This is a genomic window from Neisseria flavescens (genome assembly GCF_005221285.1).
GTDB classification, from domain to species: Bacteria; Pseudomonadota; Gammaproteobacteria; order Burkholderiales; family Neisseriaceae; genus Neisseria; species Neisseria flavescens.
The window spans coordinates 1,314,638-1,335,785 of record NZ_CP039886.1 but is presented as its reverse complement, the minus strand read 5'-3'; the positions used below and the strand labels follow the sequence as shown (position 1 = coordinate 1,335,785).

19 protein-coding genes are annotated in these 21,148 nt (G+C 50.1%); 6 read left to right on the top strand and 13 right to left on the bottom strand.

Annotation, left to right across the window (positions count from 1 at the left end; genetic code table 11):
- Nucleotides 1-16: 16 nt before the first annotated feature.
- The 4 genes from FAH67_RS06835 (at nucleotide 17) to FAH67_RS06820 (ending at nucleotide 3,371) form a co-directional block, all read left to right on the top strand.
- On the top strand, nucleotides 17-910 hold the full coding sequence (locus FAH67_RS06835) for an ABC transporter ATP-binding protein (RefSeq protein ID WP_003679405.1): 894 nt from the start codon (nucleotides 17-19) through the stop codon (nucleotides 908-910).
- Nucleotides 907-1,737: an ABC transporter permease gene (locus FAH67_RS06830; protein ID WP_003679402.1), complete on the top strand. Its 831-nt coding sequence runs from the start codon at nucleotides 907-909 to the stop codon at nucleotides 1,735-1,737. The genes FAH67_RS06835 and FAH67_RS06830 overlap by 4 nt, the downstream gene beginning before the upstream one ends.
- Nucleotides 1,734-2,228 carry a nitrous oxide reductase accessory protein NosL gene (locus tag FAH67_RS06825; protein WP_003679401.1) on the top strand — a complete coding sequence of 165 codons (495 nt, stop codon included), beginning with the start codon at nucleotides 1,734-1,736 and terminating at the stop codon, nucleotides 2,226-2,228. The genes FAH67_RS06830 and FAH67_RS06825 overlap by 4 nt, the downstream gene beginning before the upstream one ends.
- A 117-nt stretch (nucleotides 2,229-2,345) precedes the next feature.
- Nucleotides 2,346-3,371: an FAD:protein FMN transferase gene (locus tag FAH67_RS06820; RefSeq protein ID WP_003679400.1), complete on the top strand. Its 1,026-nt coding sequence runs from the start codon at nucleotides 2,346-2,348 to the stop codon at nucleotides 3,369-3,371.
- A 585-nt stretch (nucleotides 3,372-3,956) separates the two neighbouring features.
- On the opposite strand, the gene FAH67_RS06815 is transcribed toward FAH67_RS06820, so the two are convergent.
- The 5 genes from FAH67_RS06815 to ybeY all read right to left on the bottom strand — a co-directional run bounded on the left by FAH67_RS06815 (nucleotide 3,957) and on the right by ybeY (nucleotide 7,851).
- A complete protein-coding gene (locus FAH67_RS06815) occupies nucleotides 3,957-4,868 on the bottom strand; it encodes a MetQ/NlpA family ABC transporter substrate-binding protein (protein WP_003679397.1) in 912 nt (303 codons plus the stop codon).
- A 201-nt stretch (nucleotides 4,869-5,069) separates the two neighbouring features.
- Complete coding sequence (locus tag FAH67_RS06810) at nucleotides 5,070-5,756, bottom strand: methionine ABC transporter permease (RefSeq protein WP_003679395.1); 687 nt, start codon at nucleotides 5,754-5,756, stop codon at nucleotides 5,070-5,072.
- A gap of 1 nt (nucleotide 5,757) precedes the next feature.
- Entirely contained in the window at nucleotides 5,758-6,495 is a 738-nt protein-coding gene (locus FAH67_RS06805) for a methionine ABC transporter ATP-binding protein (RefSeq protein WP_003679393.1), read from the bottom strand.
- Nucleotides 6,492-7,334: an HlyC/CorC family transporter gene (locus tag FAH67_RS06800; RefSeq protein ID WP_003679391.1), complete on the bottom strand. Its 843-nt coding sequence runs from the start codon at nucleotides 7,332-7,334 to the stop codon at nucleotides 6,492-6,494. Before FAH67_RS06800 ends, FAH67_RS06805 begins: the two co-directional genes overlap by 4 nt.
- A 1-nt stretch (nucleotide 7,335) precedes the next feature.
- Nucleotides 7,336-7,851 (bottom strand): rRNA maturation RNase YbeY, encoded by a 516-nt coding sequence (gene ybeY, locus FAH67_RS06795; RefSeq protein ID WP_003679389.1) that lies wholly within the window; start codon nucleotides 7,849-7,851, stop codon nucleotides 7,336-7,338.
- A 118-nt stretch (nucleotides 7,852-7,969) separates the two neighbouring features.
- On the opposite strand from ybeY, the gene hemC reads away from it, so the two are divergent.
- Complete coding sequence (gene hemC, locus FAH67_RS06790; RefSeq protein ID WP_100066415.1) at nucleotides 7,970-8,905, top strand: hydroxymethylbilane synthase; 936 nt, start codon at nucleotides 7,970-7,972, stop codon at nucleotides 8,903-8,905.
- Nucleotides 8,906-8,968: 63 nt separating this feature from the next.
- Here the strand turns inward: hemC and trhP are convergent, their stop codons facing one another.
- The gene (trhP, locus tag FAH67_RS06785) at nucleotides 8,969-10,324 is read right to left on the bottom strand and encodes a prephenate-dependent tRNA uridine(34) hydroxylase TrhP (RefSeq protein WP_003679384.1); all 1,356 of its coding nucleotides are present in this window, start codon (nucleotides 10,322-10,324) and stop codon (nucleotides 8,969-8,971) included.
- A gap of 327 nt (nucleotides 10,325-10,651) precedes the next feature.
- Between trhP and FAH67_RS06780 the strand changes: the two genes are divergently transcribed.
- Entirely contained in the window at nucleotides 10,652-11,398 is a 747-nt protein-coding gene (locus FAH67_RS06780; RefSeq protein ID WP_003679382.1) for an amino acid ABC transporter permease, read from the top strand.
- Nucleotides 11,399-11,473: 75 nt separating this feature from the next.
- Here the strand turns inward: FAH67_RS06780 and nagZ are convergent, their stop codons facing one another.
- The 7 genes from nagZ to FAH67_RS06745 all read right to left on the bottom strand — a co-directional run bounded on the left by nagZ (nucleotide 11,474) and on the right by FAH67_RS06745 (nucleotide 21,067).
- Entirely contained in the window at nucleotides 11,474-12,559 is a 1,086-nt protein-coding gene (gene nagZ / locus FAH67_RS06775) for a beta-N-acetylhexosaminidase (protein ID WP_039863532.1), read from the bottom strand.
- Between the two features lie 97 nt (nucleotides 12,560-12,656).
- Nucleotides 12,657-14,177 carry a Na+/H+ antiporter NhaC family protein gene (locus FAH67_RS06770; protein ID WP_003679379.1) on the bottom strand — a complete coding sequence of 507 codons (1,521 nt, stop codon included), beginning with the start codon at nucleotides 14,175-14,177 and terminating at the stop codon, nucleotides 12,657-12,659.
- Between the two features lie 133 nt (nucleotides 14,178-14,310).
- Nucleotides 14,311-15,810 (bottom strand): DegQ family serine endoprotease, encoded by a 1,500-nt coding sequence (locus FAH67_RS06765; protein WP_112890875.1) that lies wholly within the window; start codon nucleotides 15,808-15,810, stop codon nucleotides 14,311-14,313.
- Between the two features lie 245 nt (nucleotides 15,811-16,055).
- The gene (gene hemA / locus FAH67_RS06760; RefSeq protein WP_003679373.1) at nucleotides 16,056-17,309 is read right to left on the bottom strand and encodes a glutamyl-tRNA reductase; all 1,254 of its coding nucleotides are present in this window, start codon (nucleotides 17,307-17,309) and stop codon (nucleotides 16,056-16,058) included.
- Between the two features lie 147 nt (nucleotides 17,310-17,456).
- Complete coding sequence (gene rpoH, locus FAH67_RS06755) at nucleotides 17,457-18,320, bottom strand: RNA polymerase sigma factor RpoH (protein ID WP_004519690.1); 864 nt, start codon at nucleotides 18,318-18,320, stop codon at nucleotides 17,457-17,459.
- 277 nt (nucleotides 18,321-18,597) lie between these two features.
- Entirely contained in the window at nucleotides 18,598-20,145 is a 1,548-nt protein-coding gene (gene lnt / locus FAH67_RS06750) for an apolipoprotein N-acyltransferase (RefSeq protein WP_003679364.1), read from the bottom strand.
- 55 nt (nucleotides 20,146-20,200) lie between these two features.
- Nucleotides 20,201-21,067, bottom strand: a complete 867-nt coding sequence (locus tag FAH67_RS06745; RefSeq protein ID WP_112890874.1) for a DUF808 domain-containing protein — start codon at nucleotides 21,065-21,067, stop codon at nucleotides 20,201-20,203.
- Nucleotides 21,068-21,148 lie beyond the last annotated feature (81 nt).

Below are 21,148 nucleotides of genomic sequence, written 5' to 3'. Positions count from 1 at the left end.
CACAAAGGAATTATTCATGACCAACCACGTCGAATTAAGAAACGTGACCAAACAATTCGGCAGTCAAAAAGCCGTCAACCAAGTCGATTTAGTCCTCAAAGCAGGCGAAAGCGTCGGCATGGCAGGGCATAATGGTGCGGGCAAATCCACCATCATGAAGCTGATACTCGGCCTGATTACGCCGACCGAAGGCGAAGTCATGTTGCTGGGTGAGCGTACCGGCAGCAAGGCAGGCGCACTGCTTCGCAGTCAAATCGGCTACCTGCCTGAAACCGTCGCGCTTCATCCTTCATTGACCGGCATTGAAACCATGGATTTCTATGCCAAGCTGAAAAAACAGCCCTTGGGCAAAAACCGTGAGTTGTTGGAACGCGTCGGCATTTCTCAAGCGGCACGCCGCCGTGTCGGCACTTACTCCAAAGGTATGCGCCAGCGTCTCGCTTTGGCACAAGCCTTGTTGGGCGAGCCTAAAGTCTTATTGTTTGACGAACCGACCACGGGCCTTGACCCGGCTTCACGCCAAATGTTTTACGAAGTCGTACGCGAGCTGAATGGACGCGGTGCAACCGTATTGCTCAGCACGCACGCGCTTGCCGAACTCGATGGTCACGCTGACCGCATTATCGTCATGAAAAACGGCGTGAAAGTTGCCGATGGCAGCATGGATGAGCTGCATGTCCAAAGTGGTTTGCCGTTGACCGTCAATGTCCGTTTGAAAGAAGCGCGCCCGTTGAGCGAGCGTTGGCAGCCGCTTTCAGACGGCCTATCGTATAAAGCGCAATGTAAAGCCGAAGAGCGCATGGGACTTTTGAGCGAATTGGGTGATTTGGGAAACCTTGCCTATCTCGATATCCACACCCCGACGCTTGATGAAATGTACGCACAGTTCTTGAAAAGGGAGGACGTATGAACCCTGTTTGGATTATTACCGGCAAAGAAGTCCGCGACAGCCTGCGCAACCGTTGGGTTCTTGCCGCCGCCCTCTTGCTTGCCGCGCTTGCCCTGTCATTGGGCTTCCTGGGCAGCTCGCCCACCGGCACAGTCAAAGTCGATCCGTTGACCGTTACCGTTGTCAGCCTCTCCAGCCTGTCGATTTTCCTGATTCCGCTGATTGCGATGCTGCTCTCTTATGACGCGCTGATTGGCGAAATCGAACGCGGCACGATGGCGCTGTTGTTGAGCTATCCGATTTCGCGTAACCAAATCCTTGCCGGCAAATTTATCGGCCATCTCATCATCCTTACCCTTGCCACCACGGCAGGCTACGGATTGGCCGGCATTACCCTCCAGCTTGCCAACGGCGGCTTTGACCTTGCCGCATGGAAACCTTTTGCCCTCCTGATTGTTGCCAGCGTGATTCTTGGTGCAGCCTTTTTGTCTATGGGTTATTTGATCAGCGCGAAAGTCAAAGAACGCGGTACCGCCGCCGGTATCGCCATCGGCGTATGGCTGTTTTTTGTGGTGATTTTCGATATGGCGCTTTTGGGTATTTTGGTTGCCGATACCGAACAAGTCATTACCGCGCCTGTTGTAGAAACCATTCTCTTGTTCAATCCTTCCGACATTTACCGCCTGCTCAACCTGACCGGCTATGAAAACACCGCGATGTACGCAGGCATGGCCGGTTTGAGCGATCAAATCAGCCTGACTATGCCGGTTTTGCTGACGGCGCAGGTATTATGGGTTATCATTCCCTTGGTCTTAGCCGCCTGGATTTTCGGAAAGAGACAAATATGAGAAAAATATTATTTACAGCATTCACCATCCTTGCTTTATCTGCTTGTAGCAAACAGGAAAATACTCCTCCGCCTGCGCCCCAGCAAATCAGCGACAGCGCAGTCGGTCATTACTGCAGCATGAATTTGACCGAACACAACGGCCCTAAAGCGCAAATCTTCTTGAACGGCAAACCTGACAAACCGGTTTGGTTTTCCACCATCAAGCAGATGTTCGGCTACACCAAGCTGCCCGAAGAGCCTAAAGGCATTCATGCCATCTATGTTACCGATATGGGCAAAGTCAAAGATTGGGAAAAACCCAATGCCGACGCCGAATGGATAGATGCGAAAAAAGCCTATTACGTTATCGAAAGCAGCTTTATCGGCGGCATGGGTGCGGAAGACGCGCTTCCGTTTGCCGACAAGGCTCAGGCTGAAAAATTCGCCAAAGAAAAAGGCGGCAGAGTAGTCGGTTTTGCAGAGATGCCTGACGAATACATTTTCAAATAAAACAACCAATAAAGGCCGTCTGAAACAGTTTCAGACGGCCTTTGTGTTGGAAGCTGCCGATTGATGATTTAATGAATGCAGCTTTCAATGTAAAGATAAAAATCCAAGGAATATTCCATGTCCACCCCTTTAACGCGCCGCCGTTTCCTTGCCATAGCCGCCACACTTGCCGCCGGTGTCGGCATTCCCTTTGCCATCAGCCACAAAACCAATCAGCAGACTCATTCGGTCAGCCAGAATCAAGAAGAGCAGCCAGTTATTTGGAGAGGCATTGCATTGGGTTCGGGCGCGGAATTGCGGTTGTTCGGCGTTGAGCGCAAGCAGGCGGAAATACTGGTCAACAAAGTATTGGCGGAAGTTTTACGATTGGAAAAAATATTCAGCCTGTATCGGGACGACAGCCTGATCAGCCGTTTAAATCGAGAAGGCCGTCTGAAAAATCCGCCATCCGATTTTTTGCAGCTGCTCAGCATCAGCCGAGATATCCATCAGCTGACGCAGGGTGCATTTGATCCCAGCATTCAGCCATTGTGGAATCTGTATGCCGACCACTTCAGGCGAAACCCTAAAACCGAAACGCCGCCATCAGAACGCAGTATCAAAGACACGCTCAAATTAGTGGATTTCAACAAAGTCGATTTTGATACCAAAGAAATCCGTTTTACCCAAAAAGGCATGAGCTTGTCGCTCAACGGCATTGCGCAGGGCTATATCACTGACAAAGTAGTCGAATTGTTGAAGCAGCAAGGCGTTACCCAGGCATTGATTGATATGGGGGAGATTTACGGCTTTGATAATGCCAACCAGCGCGAGTGGAATGTCAGCATTCGCAATCCCGACCAAGAAGACCAAATCCTGACCACCATTGCCATGAAAAACCAAGCCTTTGCCACATCGGGCGGCTATGGCACGGTAATGGATGAAGCAGGCAAATTTACCCATCTTTTTGATCCGCGCACAGGTGGAAGCCAACCGCGTTATAAAAGCATGAGCGTCATGGCGGATAGTGCGGCGGTTGCCGATGCCTTTTCTACCGCATTCTCCATTATGGATGAGGCGGCCATCCGTACTGCGGCTCAAGTTAAAAATGCACAGGTTTGGCTGGTAATGCCGAATAATGAATTGAAGAAGATTGGAAGTTGAGGAGAAGGGTGGCCTTGCTTGCGATTTTGGCTATGTGTATAGGGCAGGGAAGGCTTGATTGCTGAAAAAATGGAAGATAAAAAAAGGGCTGCCCAAGGGGCAACCCTGAAACTCTTGCAGCTGGGAGTAATTAGCAAGAGATTACGACACTTAAAACAAAAATTCACTCATTTCAAAGCACGAAGCTTTAATATCTAAGCAATACGGTTTCAACCGCTCAAACCCCTTCGATACGGAGAAACACAACATACTATGGGAAAATCCGACAAAGTGGTTTCAGCAATTCAGATGAGCGGTCTGTAATGCAGATAACCGGATGTCTTTAGATGAGCGGTATAATATCAGGATAAGCGGAACATTACTAGTGAATATCATAAAAAAGTAGAATAATTCATTTAGTGATTGATTATATTGAATAAAAACATGATTTCTTATTGAACTTTTTTACAACATATTGATTTGGTTTAAAAAGGGAATTATGTAAGTATTTGGCGTTAATCAAAAAACTTGTTTTGAGCTTTGAGAATAGATAATCAATAGAAAAAGGCCATCTGAATGTTCAGACGGCCTTTTTCAAAAAGTTACTTATTTGGTTGCAGAAGCAGTAGAAGCAGCTTCGGCTTGAACACCTGCAGCTGCATTTTCACCCCATGCAGCAGGATATTTGTAACCGGCAAAGCGTTTTTGTGAGTAAGCTTTGAACTCGTCAGAGTTGTAGGCTTCGGTTACATCTTTCAGCCATTGACTGTCTTTGTCGGCAGTGCGGACGGCAGACCAGTTAACGTAGGCAAAGCTTGGCTCTTGGAACAGGGCTTCAGTCAGTTTCATGCCGCTGCTCATGGCGTAGTTGCCGTTAACGACGGCAAAGTCAACGTCGGCACGGCTGCGTGGCAGTTGGGCGGCTTCAAGCTCTACGATTTGGATGTTTTTTAGATTTTCGGCAATATCGTTTTTAGAAGCAGTCAGCGGATCAACGTCGGCTTTCAGTTTAATCCAGCCCAATTCGTTCAACATAACCAATGCACGGGCAAAGTTAGACGGATCGTTAGGTGCAGAAACGCTGACACCGTCTTTCACTTCGTCTAAAGATTTCAGTTTGCCAGGGTACAGGCCCAAAGGAGCAGTCGGTACTTGGAAGGCTTCAACGATGTCCAGTTTGTGTTCTTTTTTGAAGTCGTCCAGATAAGGTTTGTGTTGGAAGATGTTGATGTCCAATTCGCCTTCAGCCAAAGCAAGGTTGGGGCGTACATAGTCGGTGAACTCGATCAGTTTGACTTTATAGCCTTTTTTCTCCAAAGCCGGTTGGATTTGGTCTTTTACCATATCGCCGAAGTCGCCGACGGTTGTGCCGAAGACGATTTCTTTTTTCTCTGCGCCGTTGTCGGTAGAAGAAGCGGCAGAAGCAGCAGGCGCGCTGTCTTTTTGGCCGCCGCAGGCAGCCAATACTATGGCGAGCGCAGCGGCTGAAAGGGTTTTGAAGAATGTGTTGATTTGCATATTTTGCTCCTGATGGATGATAAAACGGTTTCAGACGGCCTCAAGCTGCCGCCGTCAAAATAAAGAGGGATTGTAAATCTATTTTTGAAATATGAGGATGTTTTTTGTAAACTTATTTGGAATATATATATCCTAAAATGTTCTAAATAGATAACATGCCGTCTGAAAAATAGTAAGTCTATTTCAGACGGCCTGGTTTGTTTAACGTTTATCCAGTTTGCGTGCCAAGCTGTTACCGATACCTTGAATCAGGATAACGAGTAAAACCAGGATGGCGACGATGAAAATGATGACTTCAGTTTGGTAGCGGTAGTAGCCGTAACGGATGGCAAGGTCGCCCAAGCCGCCGCCGCCAATCATGCCTGCCGCCGCGCTGTACGACAGAAGGCCGATAGCCAGTACGGTAATGCTGGAAACCATACCTGCGCGTGCTTCATTCAAAAGCACTTTGCAGATGATGCTCATGGGCGAGGCACCCATTGCGGAGGCTGCTTCAATTACGCCTCTGGGCACTTCGCGCAGGTTTTGCTCGACCAGACGGGCGAAGTAGAACAGGCCGGATACGCTCAGTACCAATGAGGCGGCAACCGGGCCGATGGTCGTGCCGATGATGGCGCGTGTAACAGGAATCATGGCAATCATCAGGATGACGAAAGGGAATGCGCGCATCAGGTTGACCAGGTTGTCCAAAAACAAATTCAGCTGTTTGTTGTAGTGCAACTGATGACTTGAAGTCACAAACAGCAATACGCCCAAAATCGTACCGAAGATAACGGCGAAAGTAGTCGATAGGCCGACCATAATAAAGGTTTCGCCCAAGGCTTGGATAATTTCGCCCTTCATGCTGACGATGGTCTCAACAGCACTTTCAAATGTTAAATCTGCCATATTAGTCCTCTCGAATCAGCTCTTGCCCGATTTCGGATTGGGCATGGATTTGGTTGCCGTGTACTTCAACGATTTCCAGCAGACGTCCTTTGTCCAAGAGGGCGGCACGGTCGCACAGGCGGCGGATAACGCTCATTTCGTGGGTAACGATGACGATGGTTACATTGAAACGTCGGTTGATGTCTTCCAAACACTTCAAAACGCTGCGCGTAGTGGCAGGGTCGAGGGCGGAAGTGGGTTCGTCGGCGAGGATGACTTGAGGTTGCGGCGCTAACGCACGGGCAATGCCGACACGTTGTTTTTGACCGCCGGAAAGTTGGGACGGGTAATGGTTGGCACGGTCTTGCAAGTCGACGATTTCCAAACATTCTTCAACACGCGCTTGGATTTTTTTAGATGGCCATTTGGCAATTTCTAAAGGAAAGGCGACGTTTTCGGCAACGGTACGGTTGCTCAATAGGTTGAACTGTTGGAATACCATGCCGATATTTTGTCTGGCGTGGCGCAATTGCGTGGCGTTGAGCGCGGTCAGTTCTTGACCGCATACGCTGACGGTACCTGTGTCGGGACGTTCCAATAAGTTAATCAGGCGCAGCAGGGTGGATTTGCCCGCACCGGAGTAGCCCATCAGGCCAAAGATTTCCCCCTGTTTGATTTCGAGGCTGGTCGGTTCGACGGCGACAAAGTCTTTTTTGTCGCGTGTTTGATAGTGTTTGGAGACGTGATCCAGAATAATCATGGTTTATCCGTGTTTTCTTTAATTCGTGTGGCCATCAGGGTGTGCAGACGGCGGTTGTCGGCACGTGCAACAGTAAATTGCAGGCTGCCGATGATGACTTTTTCGCCGCGTACGGGCAGGTGTCCTAACTCTTGAATGACCAGGCCGCCGATGGTGTCGGCTTCTTCGCTGCTGTATTCCGTACCGAAGAAGGTGTTGATGTCTTCGATTTCGGTAGCCGCGTGGATGCGCCAGCGTTCGGAAGAAACGGCATGGATATTGTCGGCGCTGTCGTCTTCGTCAAACTCGTCTTCGATTTCGCCGACGATTTGCTCGATGATGTCTTCAAAGGTGACCAAGCCGGATGTGCCGCCGTATTCGTCGATGACAATCGCCATGTGGTTGCGCTGTTCGCGGAACTCTTTTAAAAGGGTGGTCAAAGATTTGCCTTCGGGAACGAAAACGGCAGGGCGCAAGACGGATTTCAGGTGGAACTGCTCGGGGTTGAACATATATTTGAGCAGGTCTTTGGCGTGCAAAATACCCAAAACTTCGTCTTTGTCTTCGCCGATGACGGGGAAACGCGAATGGGCGGTTTCGATGACGTAGGCTGTGATGCGCTCGATGCTGTCGTTCTCTTTCAATACGTTCATGCGGCTGCGCGTAATCATCGCATCGCGCACTTCCAGCTCGGCAAAGTCCAATACTTTTTCCAGCCGGGTCAGTGTGTCGGCGTCAAAAACTTCCTGATCGTGCGCTTGGCGCAACAGGGTCAATACGTCTTCGGCGGAGTCTGGCTCGCCGGTAAGTCGGGAGATTAGACGTTCGAAAAACTTGGGTTTCGACTGCGTATCGTCCATTTTAATATTCGTCCTCTTGGTAGGGGTTGGGGAAGCCTGCCGCCAGCATCAGGCGGATTTCTTCGGCTTCCATTATTTCGGCTTCATCGTCTTCGATATGGTCGTAGCCCATCAGGTGTAAAGTACCGTGTATGGTCAGGTGGGCAAAATGCTGCTCGGGTGTTTTGCCTTGTTCGGCGGCTTCTTTCAAAACCACTTGCGGACAAATCACCAAATCGCCATACAGGCCGTCTGAAAACTGGTCGGGCAGGATTTCACCTTCGTTGAGCGCGAAACTCAAGACATTGGTGGCGTAATCTTTGCCGCGGTAGTCGCGGTTGTAGGCGCGGGCTTCTTCTTCGTCCAGAAGAATCAGGCTGATGTCTGCGCGGCGGTATTCGTTTTTCAAGGCAGACCACACCCAGCGGTAGAAGTCGCGTTCGCTCGGAAGGTCGGCTGCGGTTGAGGCGTTTTCAAAGTTCAGATGAAAACGTTGCCGCTGTAAGGATAAAAAAGGATATTGTTTGGCGCGTTTCATGTTGTCCGGAAAGTTGGGTTTTTAGGCGTAAATATAACATATTCATCCTCATGCCGTCTGAAAAACCGCCCAAAATATGATAGACTTCATGCCGTTTTCCATCTTTCAGGCAACCATTATGAACCCGAAAAAACTCGTTATCGCCAGTCGCGAAAGCCTGCTTGCCATGTGGCAGGCAAAACATATCCAAGGCCGTCTGAAAGCCCTGTATCCCGATTGCGAAGTCGAGATTTTGGGCATGACCACGCGCGGCGACCGGATTTTGGACAGAACTTTGTCAAAAGTCGGCGGTAAAGGCTTGTTTGTCAAAGAGTTGGAACAGGCTTTGTATGATGGTCGGGCTGACTTGGCCGTGCATTCGATTAAAGACGTACCGATGGATTTGCCTGAAGGTTTCGCGCTTGCGGCAATCGGCGAACGCGCCAATCCGTTTGACGCATTTGTGTCCAACCAATACGCGCGTCTGGAAGAAATGCCCAAAGGCGCCATCGTCGGCACATCCAGCTTGCGCCGCGAAGCCCAGTTGCGCGCGCGCTATCCGCATTTGGTGATTAAACCCCTGCGCGGCAATGTGCAAACCCGGTTGTCCAAACTCGATAACGGCGAATACGACGCGATTATTTTGGCCGCCGCCGGTTTACAGCGTCTGGAATTGGACGAACGCATCCGCATGATTTTGTCGGAATCCGACAGCCTGCCTGCCGCCGGACAAGGCGCGTTGGGTATCGAAATTGCCGCGCACCGCGAAGATTTGTACGAAGTCTTAAAGCCTTTGAACCACGATACCACACACGCCTGCGTGACGGCAGAACGCGCTTTGGCACGTGCTTTGGGCGGAAGCTGCCAAGTGCCGCTGGCCGCATATTGCACTGAAGAAAACGGCTTGCTGACCTTGCGCGGTTTGGTCGGTCATCCTGACGGTTCGGTCATTTTACAGGCGGACGCGCAAGCCCCTGCCGAATACGCCGATGCCTTGGGTCGTGCAGTTGCCAAAAAACTGGCAGATGATGGTGCGGAAGAATTGATTGCCGCCGTATTGCAAGAACAGGCTTAAAACAGTATAGATAATTTTAAAAGGCCGTCTGAAACTTTCAGACGGCCTTTATTTTGTTGACGCTTAAGGATTCATAATCCGCGCAACCAAGGCTTTTTCTTTGCCCTGCATGTTAGGGATTTTGACCTGAATACCGTTGCCTGGGGCAACATCGACAGGCTGGCCTTTACGGGTCATTTGTTCCAATTTGATGGTTTGGTTGCCGCTTGGGTGGATGATTTCGAGTGAATCGCCGATGGCAAAGCGGTTTTTGACTTCGATGGTCGCCCAGCCGTTTTCATCGATTTCGGTAACGTGGCCGACATATTGGCTTTGTTTGGCGATGGAATGACCGGTCAGGTAGTTTTGGTAATCCTGAGTTTGGTGGCGTTCGAGGAAGCCGCTGGTGTAGCCGCGGTTGGCGAGGCCTTCGAGTTCGCTCAATAGGCTGTAATCAAACGGACGGCCTGCAACGGCGTCATCAATCGCTTTGCGGTAGGACTGGGCGACGCGGGCGACGTAGTAGAGCGACTTGGTGCGGCCTTCGACTTTGAGGCTGTCCACACCGATTTTGGCGAGTTTTTCGACGACTTCGATACCGCGCAGGTCTTTGGAATTCATGATATAGGTGCCGTGTTCGTCTTCCATAATCGGCATCATCTCGCCTGGTCGGTTGGATTCTTCAATCAGGAAGACTTTGTCGGCGTAGGGGTGGCGTTTCTGACCGTTGATGCCTTCGAAGTTTTGATTGGCTTCTTCTTGGGCTTTTTCAAAGTTGAAACCTTGCAGAAGCTGGGCATCGCCTGCATCGCTTTCAGTGGCATTGTGGACTTTGTAGTCCCAGCGGCAGGAGTTGGTGCATGTGCCTTGGTTGGGGTCGCGGTGGTTGAAATAGCCGGAAAGCAGGCAACGGCCGGAGTAGGCGATGCACAATGCGCCGTGGATGAAGACTTCGAGTTCGATGTCGGGGCATTCTTGGCGGATTTCGGCGATTTCTTCCATACTCAATTCGCGCGACAGGATGATGCGTTCAACGCCGATGTTCTGCCAGAATTTCACGCCCCAATAGTTGGTGGTGTTTGCCTGAACGGACAGGTGGATCGGCATCTCCGGCCATTTTTCGCGCACGGTCATAATCAAACCCGGATCCGCCATAATCAGCGCGTCGGGTTTCATGGCAATCAAGGGCTCCATATCGGAAACAAAGGTTTTGAGTTTGGAGTTGTGCGGCAGGGTGTTGACGGTCAAAAAGAATTTTTTGTTGCGCTCGTGCGCTTCTTTAATGCCTTGTTCTAAAACATCAAGTTTGGCAAATTCGTTGTTGCGGGCGCGCAGGGAGTAACGCGGGCTGCCGGCGTAAACGGCATCTGCGCCGTAGTCGTAGGCGGCGCGCATGCGTTCGAGGCCGCCGGCGGGCAATAAGAGTTCGGGTGCTTTCATGTTTTATGCTTTTTAAAAATGTTTTCAGACGGCCCTCAAGGAAAGAGGGAAGGCCGTCTGAAAGATGTTTGAAGAATGGGCGGATTATCCGCTGTTTTTGCGTTTCGGTCAATTTTGTGTCGGGTTTGCGCTTTGTTTTTTATACGGAAAATGTCTTATATGATGAAAGGTGAAAAGGGCTTTAATTCATTGGAAATGTAAAAAAAGCAGGGTTGGACGGAATAATTTAACAAAAAACCGTTCAAGCAATGTATTTTCTTGTAAAATATCAAGCTTCATTTTAAAAAATATTCGGATTAGTTACCGATTTTGACCGACGGAAGGGTTATGGATTTTCGTTTTGACATTATTTATGAATACCGCTGGATGTTTTTTTACGGCGTATTAGCGACGCTGGGAATTACAGTGGTTGCAACGGCAGGCGGCTCAATTTTGGGTTTGCTGCTGGCATTGGCGCGTTTGGTTAATCCTGAAAAAGCCGGTGCGCCGATACGTGCCTTGGCTTGGGTGTTGCGTAAGATTTCTTTTGTGTATGTTGCGTTGTTCCGCGGTACGCCATTGCTTGCTCAAGTTATTATTTGGGCTTTTGTTATTTTCCCATTTTTTGTACATCCTACCGATGGTGCATTAATCAGCGGCGAAGCTGCAATTAATTTTCGTCGTTCTTATGGCCCATTGATTGCGGGTGTAATGGCTTTGATTGCAAACTCAGGTGCATATGTTTGTGAGATTTTCCGTGCCGGTATCCAGTCGATTGATAAAGGCCAAATGGAAGCCGCACGTTCTTTGGGTCTGACCTATACTCAGGCGATGCGTTATGTGATTTTGCCTCAGGCTCTTCGCCGTATGTTGCCGCCACTTGCAGGTGAATTTATTACGCTTTTGAAAGATAGTTCTTTGCTGTCTGTTATTGCAGTTCCTGAACTTATGTCTGTTCAAAAAGCGATTACTGGCCAGTATTCGATATTCCAAGAGCCACTTTATACGGTTGCATTGATTTATCTTGTATTGACGAGTGTATTAGGATGGGTATTCTTACGTTTGGAACGTCGCTATAACGTAAAACATCATTAATTAGGAAGACAAAAAAGGAAGACTTTTTCAAGTCTTCCTTTTTTATTTGCCGTCAATGTTTCAGACGGCCTCGAATCAGAATGCTTCGCCAACTTTGACACCGCCTGCGATGTCTTTTGGTGTTGCCAGTTTGGCAGTAGCCTGTTGGGCGGCTTGGAATTCTTTGGTTGCCATGATGTCGGCAGCTTCTTGTACGGTCAATGTGTTGGCCATGTATTGCCAACGTGCTGCCAAATCGGCGTTTGCCGGTGCGTGGAAACCGTCTCGCAGTTCATCTACCAAATCGGGACGGTTGCACACCAGTACAATATCGCAGCCTGCTTCAAAAGAAAGGCGGGCGCGTTCTTTAATACCGCCGACACCGCATGCGCCTTCCATGGTCAGGTCGTCTGAAAAGATAACGCCGTTAAATCCGATTTCTTGGCGCAAGATTTGTTTCAGCCATTTTTCGGAGAAGCCGGCAGGTTGGTTGTCGGTTTGCGGATATACGACGTGGGCAGGCATGACTGCGGCCATGCCTGCTTGGCTCAATGCGCGGAAGGGAATAAGGTCGGCAGCTTCTAGCGCTTCGCGGCTGCGTTCGTCGCAAGGCAGGACGTGATGGCTGTCGCCTTCGACAAAGCCGTGGCCGGGGAAGTGTTTGCCGCAAGATTTCATGCCGCCTTTGTTCAGGCCTTTTTGTAGGGCAAGGGCAAGCTGGGTCACGATGTTGGCATCGCGGTGGAAACTACGGTTGCCGATGACGGCGCATTGCCCCCAGTCCAAATCCAATACAGGCGTGAAGGATAGGTCGATACCGCAGGCGGAAAGTTCGGTTGCCAAAACCCAGCCGACTTGTTCTGCTTGGGCGCAAGCGGCTTCTTTGCCTTCGTTGTCCCAAATTTCGCCCAATACGTTCATGGCCGGTAGGCGGGTGAAGCCGTCAATAAAACGTTGAACCCGTCCGCCTTCGTGGTCGACGGCGATGATGAGTTCAGGTGTACGGACGGCTTTGATTTCTTGAACCAAAGCTTTGAGCTGGGAGACGTTTTCAAAGTTGCGGCGGAACAAAATAACGCCACCGACGGCAGGATCGAGCAGGCGTTGTTTTTCTTCTTCGGTCAGATGATAGGCGGCAACATCGGCCATGACAGGGCCGCGTGGAAGATGAGGCGTATTCATTGTTTTGTCCTGAATAATGTATATATTGGATAATCGTTATGTTCAGACGGCCTGAGAGTGTAGGAATATCTCAGGCCGTCTGAATATTGGTTTTGAATTAGGCAGTTGCTTTTTTCTTGTCTTTCAAGATAAAAATCAACACAACCATCACGATGCCGGTTACCACAAAACCTAAAGGCGCAGAGCCGGTCATGCCCAGTGCGAGGTAGCCTGTGGCAGCAGATGCGGCTACGGTCAGCGCGTAAGGGAATTGCGAGGTAACGTGGTCGATGTGGTTACAGTGTGCGCCGGTAGAAGAGAGGATGGTGGTGTCGGAAATCGGCGAGCAGTGGTCGCCAAATACGGCACCGGCCATTACGGCAGACATGCAAGGGATAATCAGCGAAGGTTCGACTTTGACGGCCATAGCGGCGGCAATCGGCAACATGATGCCGAATGTGCCCCAGCTTGTGCCGGTAGCGAAGGCCATCACGCCTGCGAGCATAAACAAAATCACGGGTAGGAAGCCTGCGTGGATATTGCCTGCCACCAAAGTGGAGAGGTATTCGCCGGTGTGCATCTCGCTGACAACGGTGCTGATAATCCATGCCAAAATCAAGATGGTAATGGCTCCGCGCATAGAAATGATACCCTGCCAAATGGCTTTAGGGTAATCGCTGGTTTTGATGGTGCCGATGGTGCAGAGGATGACGGCCAATACACCGCAAGTACCGCCGAACACGAGGGAAGTGTTCACGTCGGTATTTTCAAATGCACTGAGCAAAGAGAAGGTTTCAGAAGCTTGTGCACCGGTGTAAATCATGGCGGAAACAGTGGCGACAATCAGTACCAAAACCGGCACAATCAGTGCAAATACACGGCCGTTGGGATGGCCTGTTTCAACGGTTTTATCATGAATTTCGTTCAAAGCGGCGCGTTCCAAACGGGCCATAGAACCGATGTCGAAGGAGAACCAGGCAACAACAAACACCATAATCAACGCGAAGACGGCGTAGTAATTCATCAGGCTCATGGCCACGAATGCGCCTATTGGTGTGTAGTCTGTGATGTTGTAGGTTACCAAAAGGCCGGCCAAAGTAGCGATAATTGATGCCCCCCAGCTGGATACCGGCATCAAAACGCACATCGGCGCGGCAGTGGAGTCAAGGATGTAAGCCAGTTTGGCGCGGGAAACTTTGAATTTGTCAGTTACAGGGCGGGCAATCGCACCGACGGCAAGACTGTGGAAATAGTCGTCAATAAAGGTAACGAATACCAGACAGGCAGTCAGCAGCTTCGCACCGCGACGGCCTTTGATGTGCTGTTTTGCCCAATCGGCAAATGCCTGATTACTGCCGGAATGCGTCAGCAGGGAAGTGAAAATTCCCAAAAGCACCAAAAAGAGCAGGATTTTGGGTTTGCCCAAAGACCAATCGCCGTCCGCCCAAGTCAGGCTGACTGCCATGTTTTTTAAGTGAATCAAGGCATCGAGTGGATTACCGCCTACCAGCAGGAATGAGCCGACGATAATGCCGACACCCAGGGACAGCAATACACGGCGTGTGGCAATGGCCAAGGTGAGCGCGATGGCTGCCGGGACGATGGATAAAATAGAATTTGAATAATTAATAAGTTGCATAATTATATTGTATATAAGCGGTAAAATATTTTCAGACGGCCTAAATTGGAAGACGGATAACAAAATACCCACCGCCTCTGACAGATGGGTATTTTATCATCTAACACATCATTATGCCGTCTGAAAAATCGGACTACTGCAGATTTAGCGCGAGGAACAAAGTATTGCCATCGCGTTGTACCAAAAGCGGTACGTTTTTGCCTGAGCTTTCCAATGCGCTACGGAAAGTGGATTCGTCATTGACGCTGATTTGGCTGACGGCAATGATTTCGTCGCCGCGTTTGAGGCCGGCACGTTCGGCCGCTCCGCTAACGCGCAGAACGATTAAGCGTTGTTTGCCGTCTGCGTCTTCAACCTGCAGGGTAACACCTGCGTTTTCAACGGTAAATCTGTCATGGCCGCCTTCGTGTTGAGGGTGTTCGGCTTCTTTTGCAGAAGTTTCCGTTTGCTCGGCTGCGCTGCCAAGTTTGACTTTGACATCGGTTTGTTTGCCGCCGCGCCAAATGCTCAAAGTCACTTCTTTACCCGGCATAATCGAGCCGACCATAACAGGCAAATCGCTGGAAGCGCGGACTTCTTCGCCGTTCACTTTGCGTACGATGTCGCCAACCTGCAAACCGGCTTGTTGTGCTGCGCTGTTCGGCATGATTTTGGCAATCAGTGCGCCACTTGCTTTGTCCAAACCGAAAGATTTGGCCAAATCATAAGAAACTTCTTGAATAACCACGCCTAATTGGCCGCGTTGGACTTTGCCGTTGGCTTTCAATTGATCGGCCACATTCATGGCAACATCAATCGGAATGGCAAACGAAATGCCCATGAAACCGCCGCTGCGGCTGTAAATTTGCGAATTGATGCCGACTACTTGGCCACGGAGGTTGAATAACGGGCCGCCTGAGTTGCCGGGGTTGATGGCAACGTCAGTTTGGATGAACGGCGTGTAGTTTTCATTCGGCAGGCTGCGGCCTTTGGCGGAGACGATGCCGGAGGTTACACTGTTGTCAAAGCCGAAAGGCGCGCCGATGGCGGCTACCCATTCACCCGGTTTCAAATCTTTCGGATTGCCGATTTTGACAACCGGCAAGTCTTCTTGCGGCTCGATTTTTAAGAGGGCAACGTCGGATTGGGCATCTGAGCCGACCAGTTTGGCCGTGTATTCGCGTTTGTCGTTGAGCAGGACTTTAATGTTGCCCATGCCGGCAACCACGTGAGTATTGGTCAGGATATAGCCGTCTTTGCTGATGATGAAGCCGGAACCGAAATTCAAAGCGTCGCTTTCGGTATCTTCTTGCGGCATGTCGGGCATGTTGGGAACGAGGCGTTTGAAGAACTCGTAAAACGGATCGTTGTCGGGGAATTGGCTCAGGTCCATGCCGTGGTCGTCATCCGGTGTCGCAGTGCGTTTTGCCGGTGTCGCTTGAATATTGACGACTGCCTGTCCTTCGTTTTGCACCAGTTGGGCGAAGTCGGGCAGCAACATACTGACTTTTCCGTCATCGGTATTGGTTTCTATGCGTTGGACGAGTTCTTTGTTTTCGTCTTTGCCAAAAAAGGTGCTGACTTTGTCGCAACCTGAAAGCAGGGAAGCTGAGAGGACAGCAAGGGCCAGATATGTGTTTGTTTTAATATTCACGAAAGTTCCTTTTGCCGGTGCCTATCGTATTGTCGGTATGCGTTTGAGCCGGCAGGCAGTTTTATTGTTTGAATGCTGTTTAAATGTATAAGGTAGGATTTTTACACTTTAACGGTTTTTTTTCAAGCATTTCATTTTAAATGAAAAAATGATGATTGGGATTTTATTGTTTTAAGGCCGTCTGAAAGCTTGGGAATATGACCTGCCGGTCGGTTCGCTTCTTTCAGACGGCCTTTAAATTGTGGTCAGTCGTGTTGATCCAAATGGTAGATCTGCGCCACGGCATCGATTAATTCGCTGTTGTCCGAGCCGGCTTTATTGAGCGTGCGTGTCGGAGAGTGGAGCAGTTTGTTGGTCAACTGAATGGAGAGGCGTTCGAGGACATCCTCGGCGGATACGCCTTTTGCCAGTTGCTTCATGGCATTTTCCAATACTTGGCGGCGCGCACGTTCGCCTTCGTCGCGCAAGGCGCGGATAAGCGGAACGCTTTGACGGTTTTTCTGCAGGCGGATAAATTCGCTGACTTTTTCTTCCACCATGCTTTCAGCCGCCGCCGCTGCCTTTTTGCGTGCATCTTTGCCGCTTTGGACGATGTCCATCATGTCGTCTACGGTATAGAGATACGCGTCTTCCAATTCGCCGACTTCGGCTTCGATATCGCGCGGAACGGCCAAATCCAGCAGGAAAACGGGCATGTTGTGGCGTTTTTTCAATGCGCGCTCGACCATGCCTTTGCCGACGAGTGGGAGTTGGCTGGCAGTGGAAGAAACAACTACGTCGTAATCGTGCAAAATATCGGGCAATTCATTCAACAGGCAGGCTTCGGCGTTGACACCGAGTTTGTCGCACAATTCCTGCGCACGCTGGTGTGTACGGTTGGCAACGGTAATGAGCTTGGGATTTTTGGCGGCAAAATAAGTGGCCACCAGTTCAATCATTTCGCCTGCGCCGATAAAGAGAACGTTCAGATCGGAAATGGAAGGGAAGATTTGCTCTGCCATTTTGACCGATGCAGAAGCCATGGAGACGGAGTTTTCACCGACAGCAGTGTCGGTACGCACTTCTTTGGCAACGGCAAAGGTTTTTTGAAACAGGGCGTTTAAGTGGGTGTTGATGCTTTCCTGTTCTTGCGCAACGCGGACGGCATCTTTGATTTGACCGAGAATTTGCGGTTCGCCCAAGACCATGGAATCCAAACCGCAGGCGACGCGGAAGGCGTGGCGGACGGTTTCATTGTTATCCAAGGTATAGAGGTAAGGGCGGATTTCTTCGGCAGACAGGTCGTGATATTGCGCCAACCAGTCGATGATTTTTTCGGTTTCACCGACGCAGTAAAGCTCGGTGCGGTTGCAGGTAGAAAGAATGACTGCTTCTTCCGCCGCCTCACTGCGCGCGAGGTTGGACACGGCATCCGGCAGATTTGCAGCAGCAAATGCCAGTTTTTCGCGTATGCTCAAGGGCGCGGTTTGGTGATTGAGTCCGACGACGGTAAGTTGCATGGTTATGGTATGACTGGATAGTGTGTGTGGTGGGTATTATAGCTTAAGTGGGCTTTAAAATGAATGTGTTGGGGGAGAAGATGCAATGAGGTTTGCTATCGAAAAGGCCGTCTGAAAAGATTCAGACGGCCTTTTATAATGAAAGGCTTAAACGGCTTCTGCTTCTTCTGCCAAGAAACCGCGCAGTTTTTGCATGGCTTTGGCTTCGATTTGGCGGATGCGTTCGGCAGATACGCCGTATTCGGCAGCCAATTCGTGCAGGGTCAAACCGCCATCGTCTTGTAACCAGCGGCTTTCAACGATACGGCGGCTGCGGTCGTCCAGTTGCGCCAAGGCGTTTTGCAGACCTTCGGTTTGCAGGGCGTAGTGGGCTTGTTTGGACAACTGACGGCTAGGCTCTGCATCGTGGTCGGCCAACCAGTCAATAGGGGCAAAGTTGTCCTCGTCATCGTTGTTTTCTGCCATGATGCCGATATCGTGACCGGTCATGCGTTGTTCCATTTCCAAGACTTCGGACAATTTGACGCCCAAATCGTCGGCGATTTCTTGTGCTTCTTTTGGAGACAAGGCATTCAGGTTTTTACGCATGCTGCGCAGATTGAAGAACAATTTGCGTTGCGGTTTGGTTGTGGCAACGCGGACCAAACGCCAGTTGCGCAAAATGAATTCGTGGATTTCGGCTTTAATCCAATGCACGGCAAACGAAAACAGGCGCGCGCCGCGGCTTGGTTCGTAGCGTTTGACGGCTTTCATCAGGCCGATATTGCCTTCTTGAATCAGGTCGGCTTGGTTGAGGCCGTAGCCGTCGTAGCCGCGCGCAATGGATACGACGACGCGAAGATGGGACAGAATAAGCTGTTTGGCGGCATTGAGGTCGCCTTTTTGTTGACGTTCCGCCAGTTGTGTTTCTTCTTCGGCGGTAAGCATGGGAATGCTGTTGACAGTATGAATGTATTGCTCGAGGCTACCGTTGCCGCTGTGGATAACGGGTAATGCAAAAGCTTTATTCATGAAGGGTGCTTTCCTTGATTGGGCCGTCTGAAGACGGCTTTTGTTTATTGTGTGACAAACAGTATAACACTGCCTGTGGTTTGTTTTGTTATGGGTTGGATTTTTTCTGTAAATTAACGATAGATTCAATAGTTTTTACTGTTTAAATCGCAAGGGTGGATTGTCTTAGAAAATTTGAGTGATTTACTTGGTTTTGATTAAGTATATTACAAACATTTCTGTATGTAAATAGTTTGAGTAATAAAAAAGACCTTGTATAACAAGGTCTTAAAATTTTTTATTCTGGTTTTTTCCGGCCAATCAGGATAAGGAATACGCCGATAACGGCCAAAATGCTGATAAGCCATATTGAGCCGCCTGCTTTCATATAAGGCGTTTCGCCGATATAGCCTTTGACGTGGCCTTCGAGGACGGTTTCTGTATCCGGTTGGGCTTCGGCAACAATCGTACCTTTAGGTGAAATAATGGCAGTCGCGCCGGTATTGGTGGCGCGAACCATGTAGCGGCCCAGTTCCATTGCACGCGCTTGGGACTGTTGAAGCTGCTGATACATGGCATTGGATTTGCCGTACCACGCCATATTGCTGATGTTGGCGAGCAGGGTGGAGCGTTTCGCCGTTGCGATGAGTTCGTCGCCGAAACCGTCTTCATAGCAGATATTGAAGGCGACTTTTTGATCCTTCATCACCAAAGGCGCTTGGTTGTCGCCGCCTTTTTGAAAGTCGGCCAAAGGCATATCCATCATTTTATAGAGACGCTCGGTAATGGCGGGCAAGGGCTTGTATTCGCCAAATGGAACGAGGTGGTTCTTGGCGTAGTAGGGGATGGTATCGGAAGTGCTGTTGTGATAGTCGCTCAAATTGATGACTGCATTTTCGTAGCCGTTGCCGTCGGGCGTATATTGGCTGATGCCGATGGCCAATGCGCTGCCGTTGCTTTGCGCCTGTTCGGCGAATTGTTCCAAGATGCCTTCGGGCAGGTCTTGACGCATCAGCGGCAGGGCGGTTTCAGGCAGGATGACGATGTCGGCACTGGTCTTACTGATTTGTTCGTAGTATTTCTGAATGGTCGGAATAATTTGCTCTTCCTTCCATTTCAGATTTTGCTCGATGTTGCCTTGAACCAGGGCAACCGTGCTGGTGCTGCCGTCGGGGCGGGTGTATTCGGTTTGTTGGGAAATGTAGCCGACGGAGCAGAGCGCAACGATAAGGAATAAGGGCAGCAGGCGGTGTTTCAGACGGCCGTGGTTGTCAATCAGCAACACCAGCCATGCGCTGAGGAAAGCAGTTGCCAGCGTGACCATATGAATGCCGCCCAAAGGCGCGAAACCTGCCAATGGGCTGTCTTTGATGATTTGGGAATAGCCGATTGCGCCCCAGCCGAATCCGGTCAGGAAACGTTCGCGGGCAAATTCTGCCAGCGTCCATAAAATCGGCAGCAGGAGGCCGGTTTTGGCCCAGCGCGACAGGTTGCATTTTCTCCACACCCAAAAACAGATGGCCGGATAAAGCGCAAGAAACGCCGGCAGCAGGAAGGTGAGGGGGATGGCGTATGAATCCGGCAAACCCGAAACATCATGCAAGGCAGTGTGTATCCAATAAAACTGCGCCGTATAACCGATTAATCCGAACAGATAGGCTGTTATGACGGCAAAGCGCGGACGCAATTCAATCAGGCGTATCAGCGCGCCAAACAACAGCGGCATCAGCCAGAAATGATAATACGGGGCGAAAGTGAACGGTGTAGCGGCGGCAATCAAGATAACCAGCGGCCAGTACAGCAGCGGATGTTGCCAATATTGTTCGAGTTTACGGAAAATATTCATGCTTTAAATGGTATTGAGGCCGTCTGAAAAATTTTTAGACGGCAGGGAAACAAAATCAGTCTTTTTGAAATAATTTCATTGCAGGCAGGACGATTGCGCAAGCCAATGCACCGGCGCCTACTCCAACCACCAAATTGGCGATATGTTCCATCATGCCGCTGTCCCAATGCTGCGCATGGAGGAAATCGTGCAAAAGGCCAAGGTTGTGGGCAATCAGTCCGCCGCCGACCAAGAACATCGCCAGCGTGCCGACAATGCTCAAACCGCGCATAAACCAAGGCATAAATGAAATCAAACCGCGTCCGATACCTTGCACGGCGGCGCTTTTTTGGCGCATCAACATCATGCCGAGGTCGTCAAGTTTGACGATAATGCCGACCAAACCATAGACCAATACCGTCATGCCGACACCGATGGCGGCCATAACCAAAGAACGCGTCATCAGGTCATATTTTTCAACAACGCCCAGCGCGATAATGATGATTTCGGCGGAGAGGATGAAATCTGTGCGGACCGCGCCTTTAACTTTTGTTTTTTCGTCTGTGACTTCAGGCTCGGCATCGTGTCTGTCTTCGTGTTCATTGCGGTGCAGAAATTTGTGCAACAGTTTTTCCACGCCTTCAAAACACAAATACACACCGCCGATCATCAGCAAGGGCGTAATCAGCGCAGGCAGGAAAGCGGAAAGCAACAGCGCAAGCGGCACCAGAATCAGCTTGTTGACCAGAGAGCCTTTTGCCACCGCCCAAATAATCGGCAATTCGCGCTCGGCGGATACGCCGGTTACCTGATTGGCGTTGAGCGCCAAATCGTCACCGACCACGCCGGCGGTTTTTTTGGCGGCGACTTTGGTCATCATCGCTACATCGTCCAAAACGGCGGTAATGTCGTCCAAAAGCGTAAAGAGAGAGGCGAAGGCCATAATGTTGTCCGGATAAAATCAAATAAACGCGCGATTATATATGAAAATTCAGTTGCTTGAATGTTTTTCAGACGGCCGTTG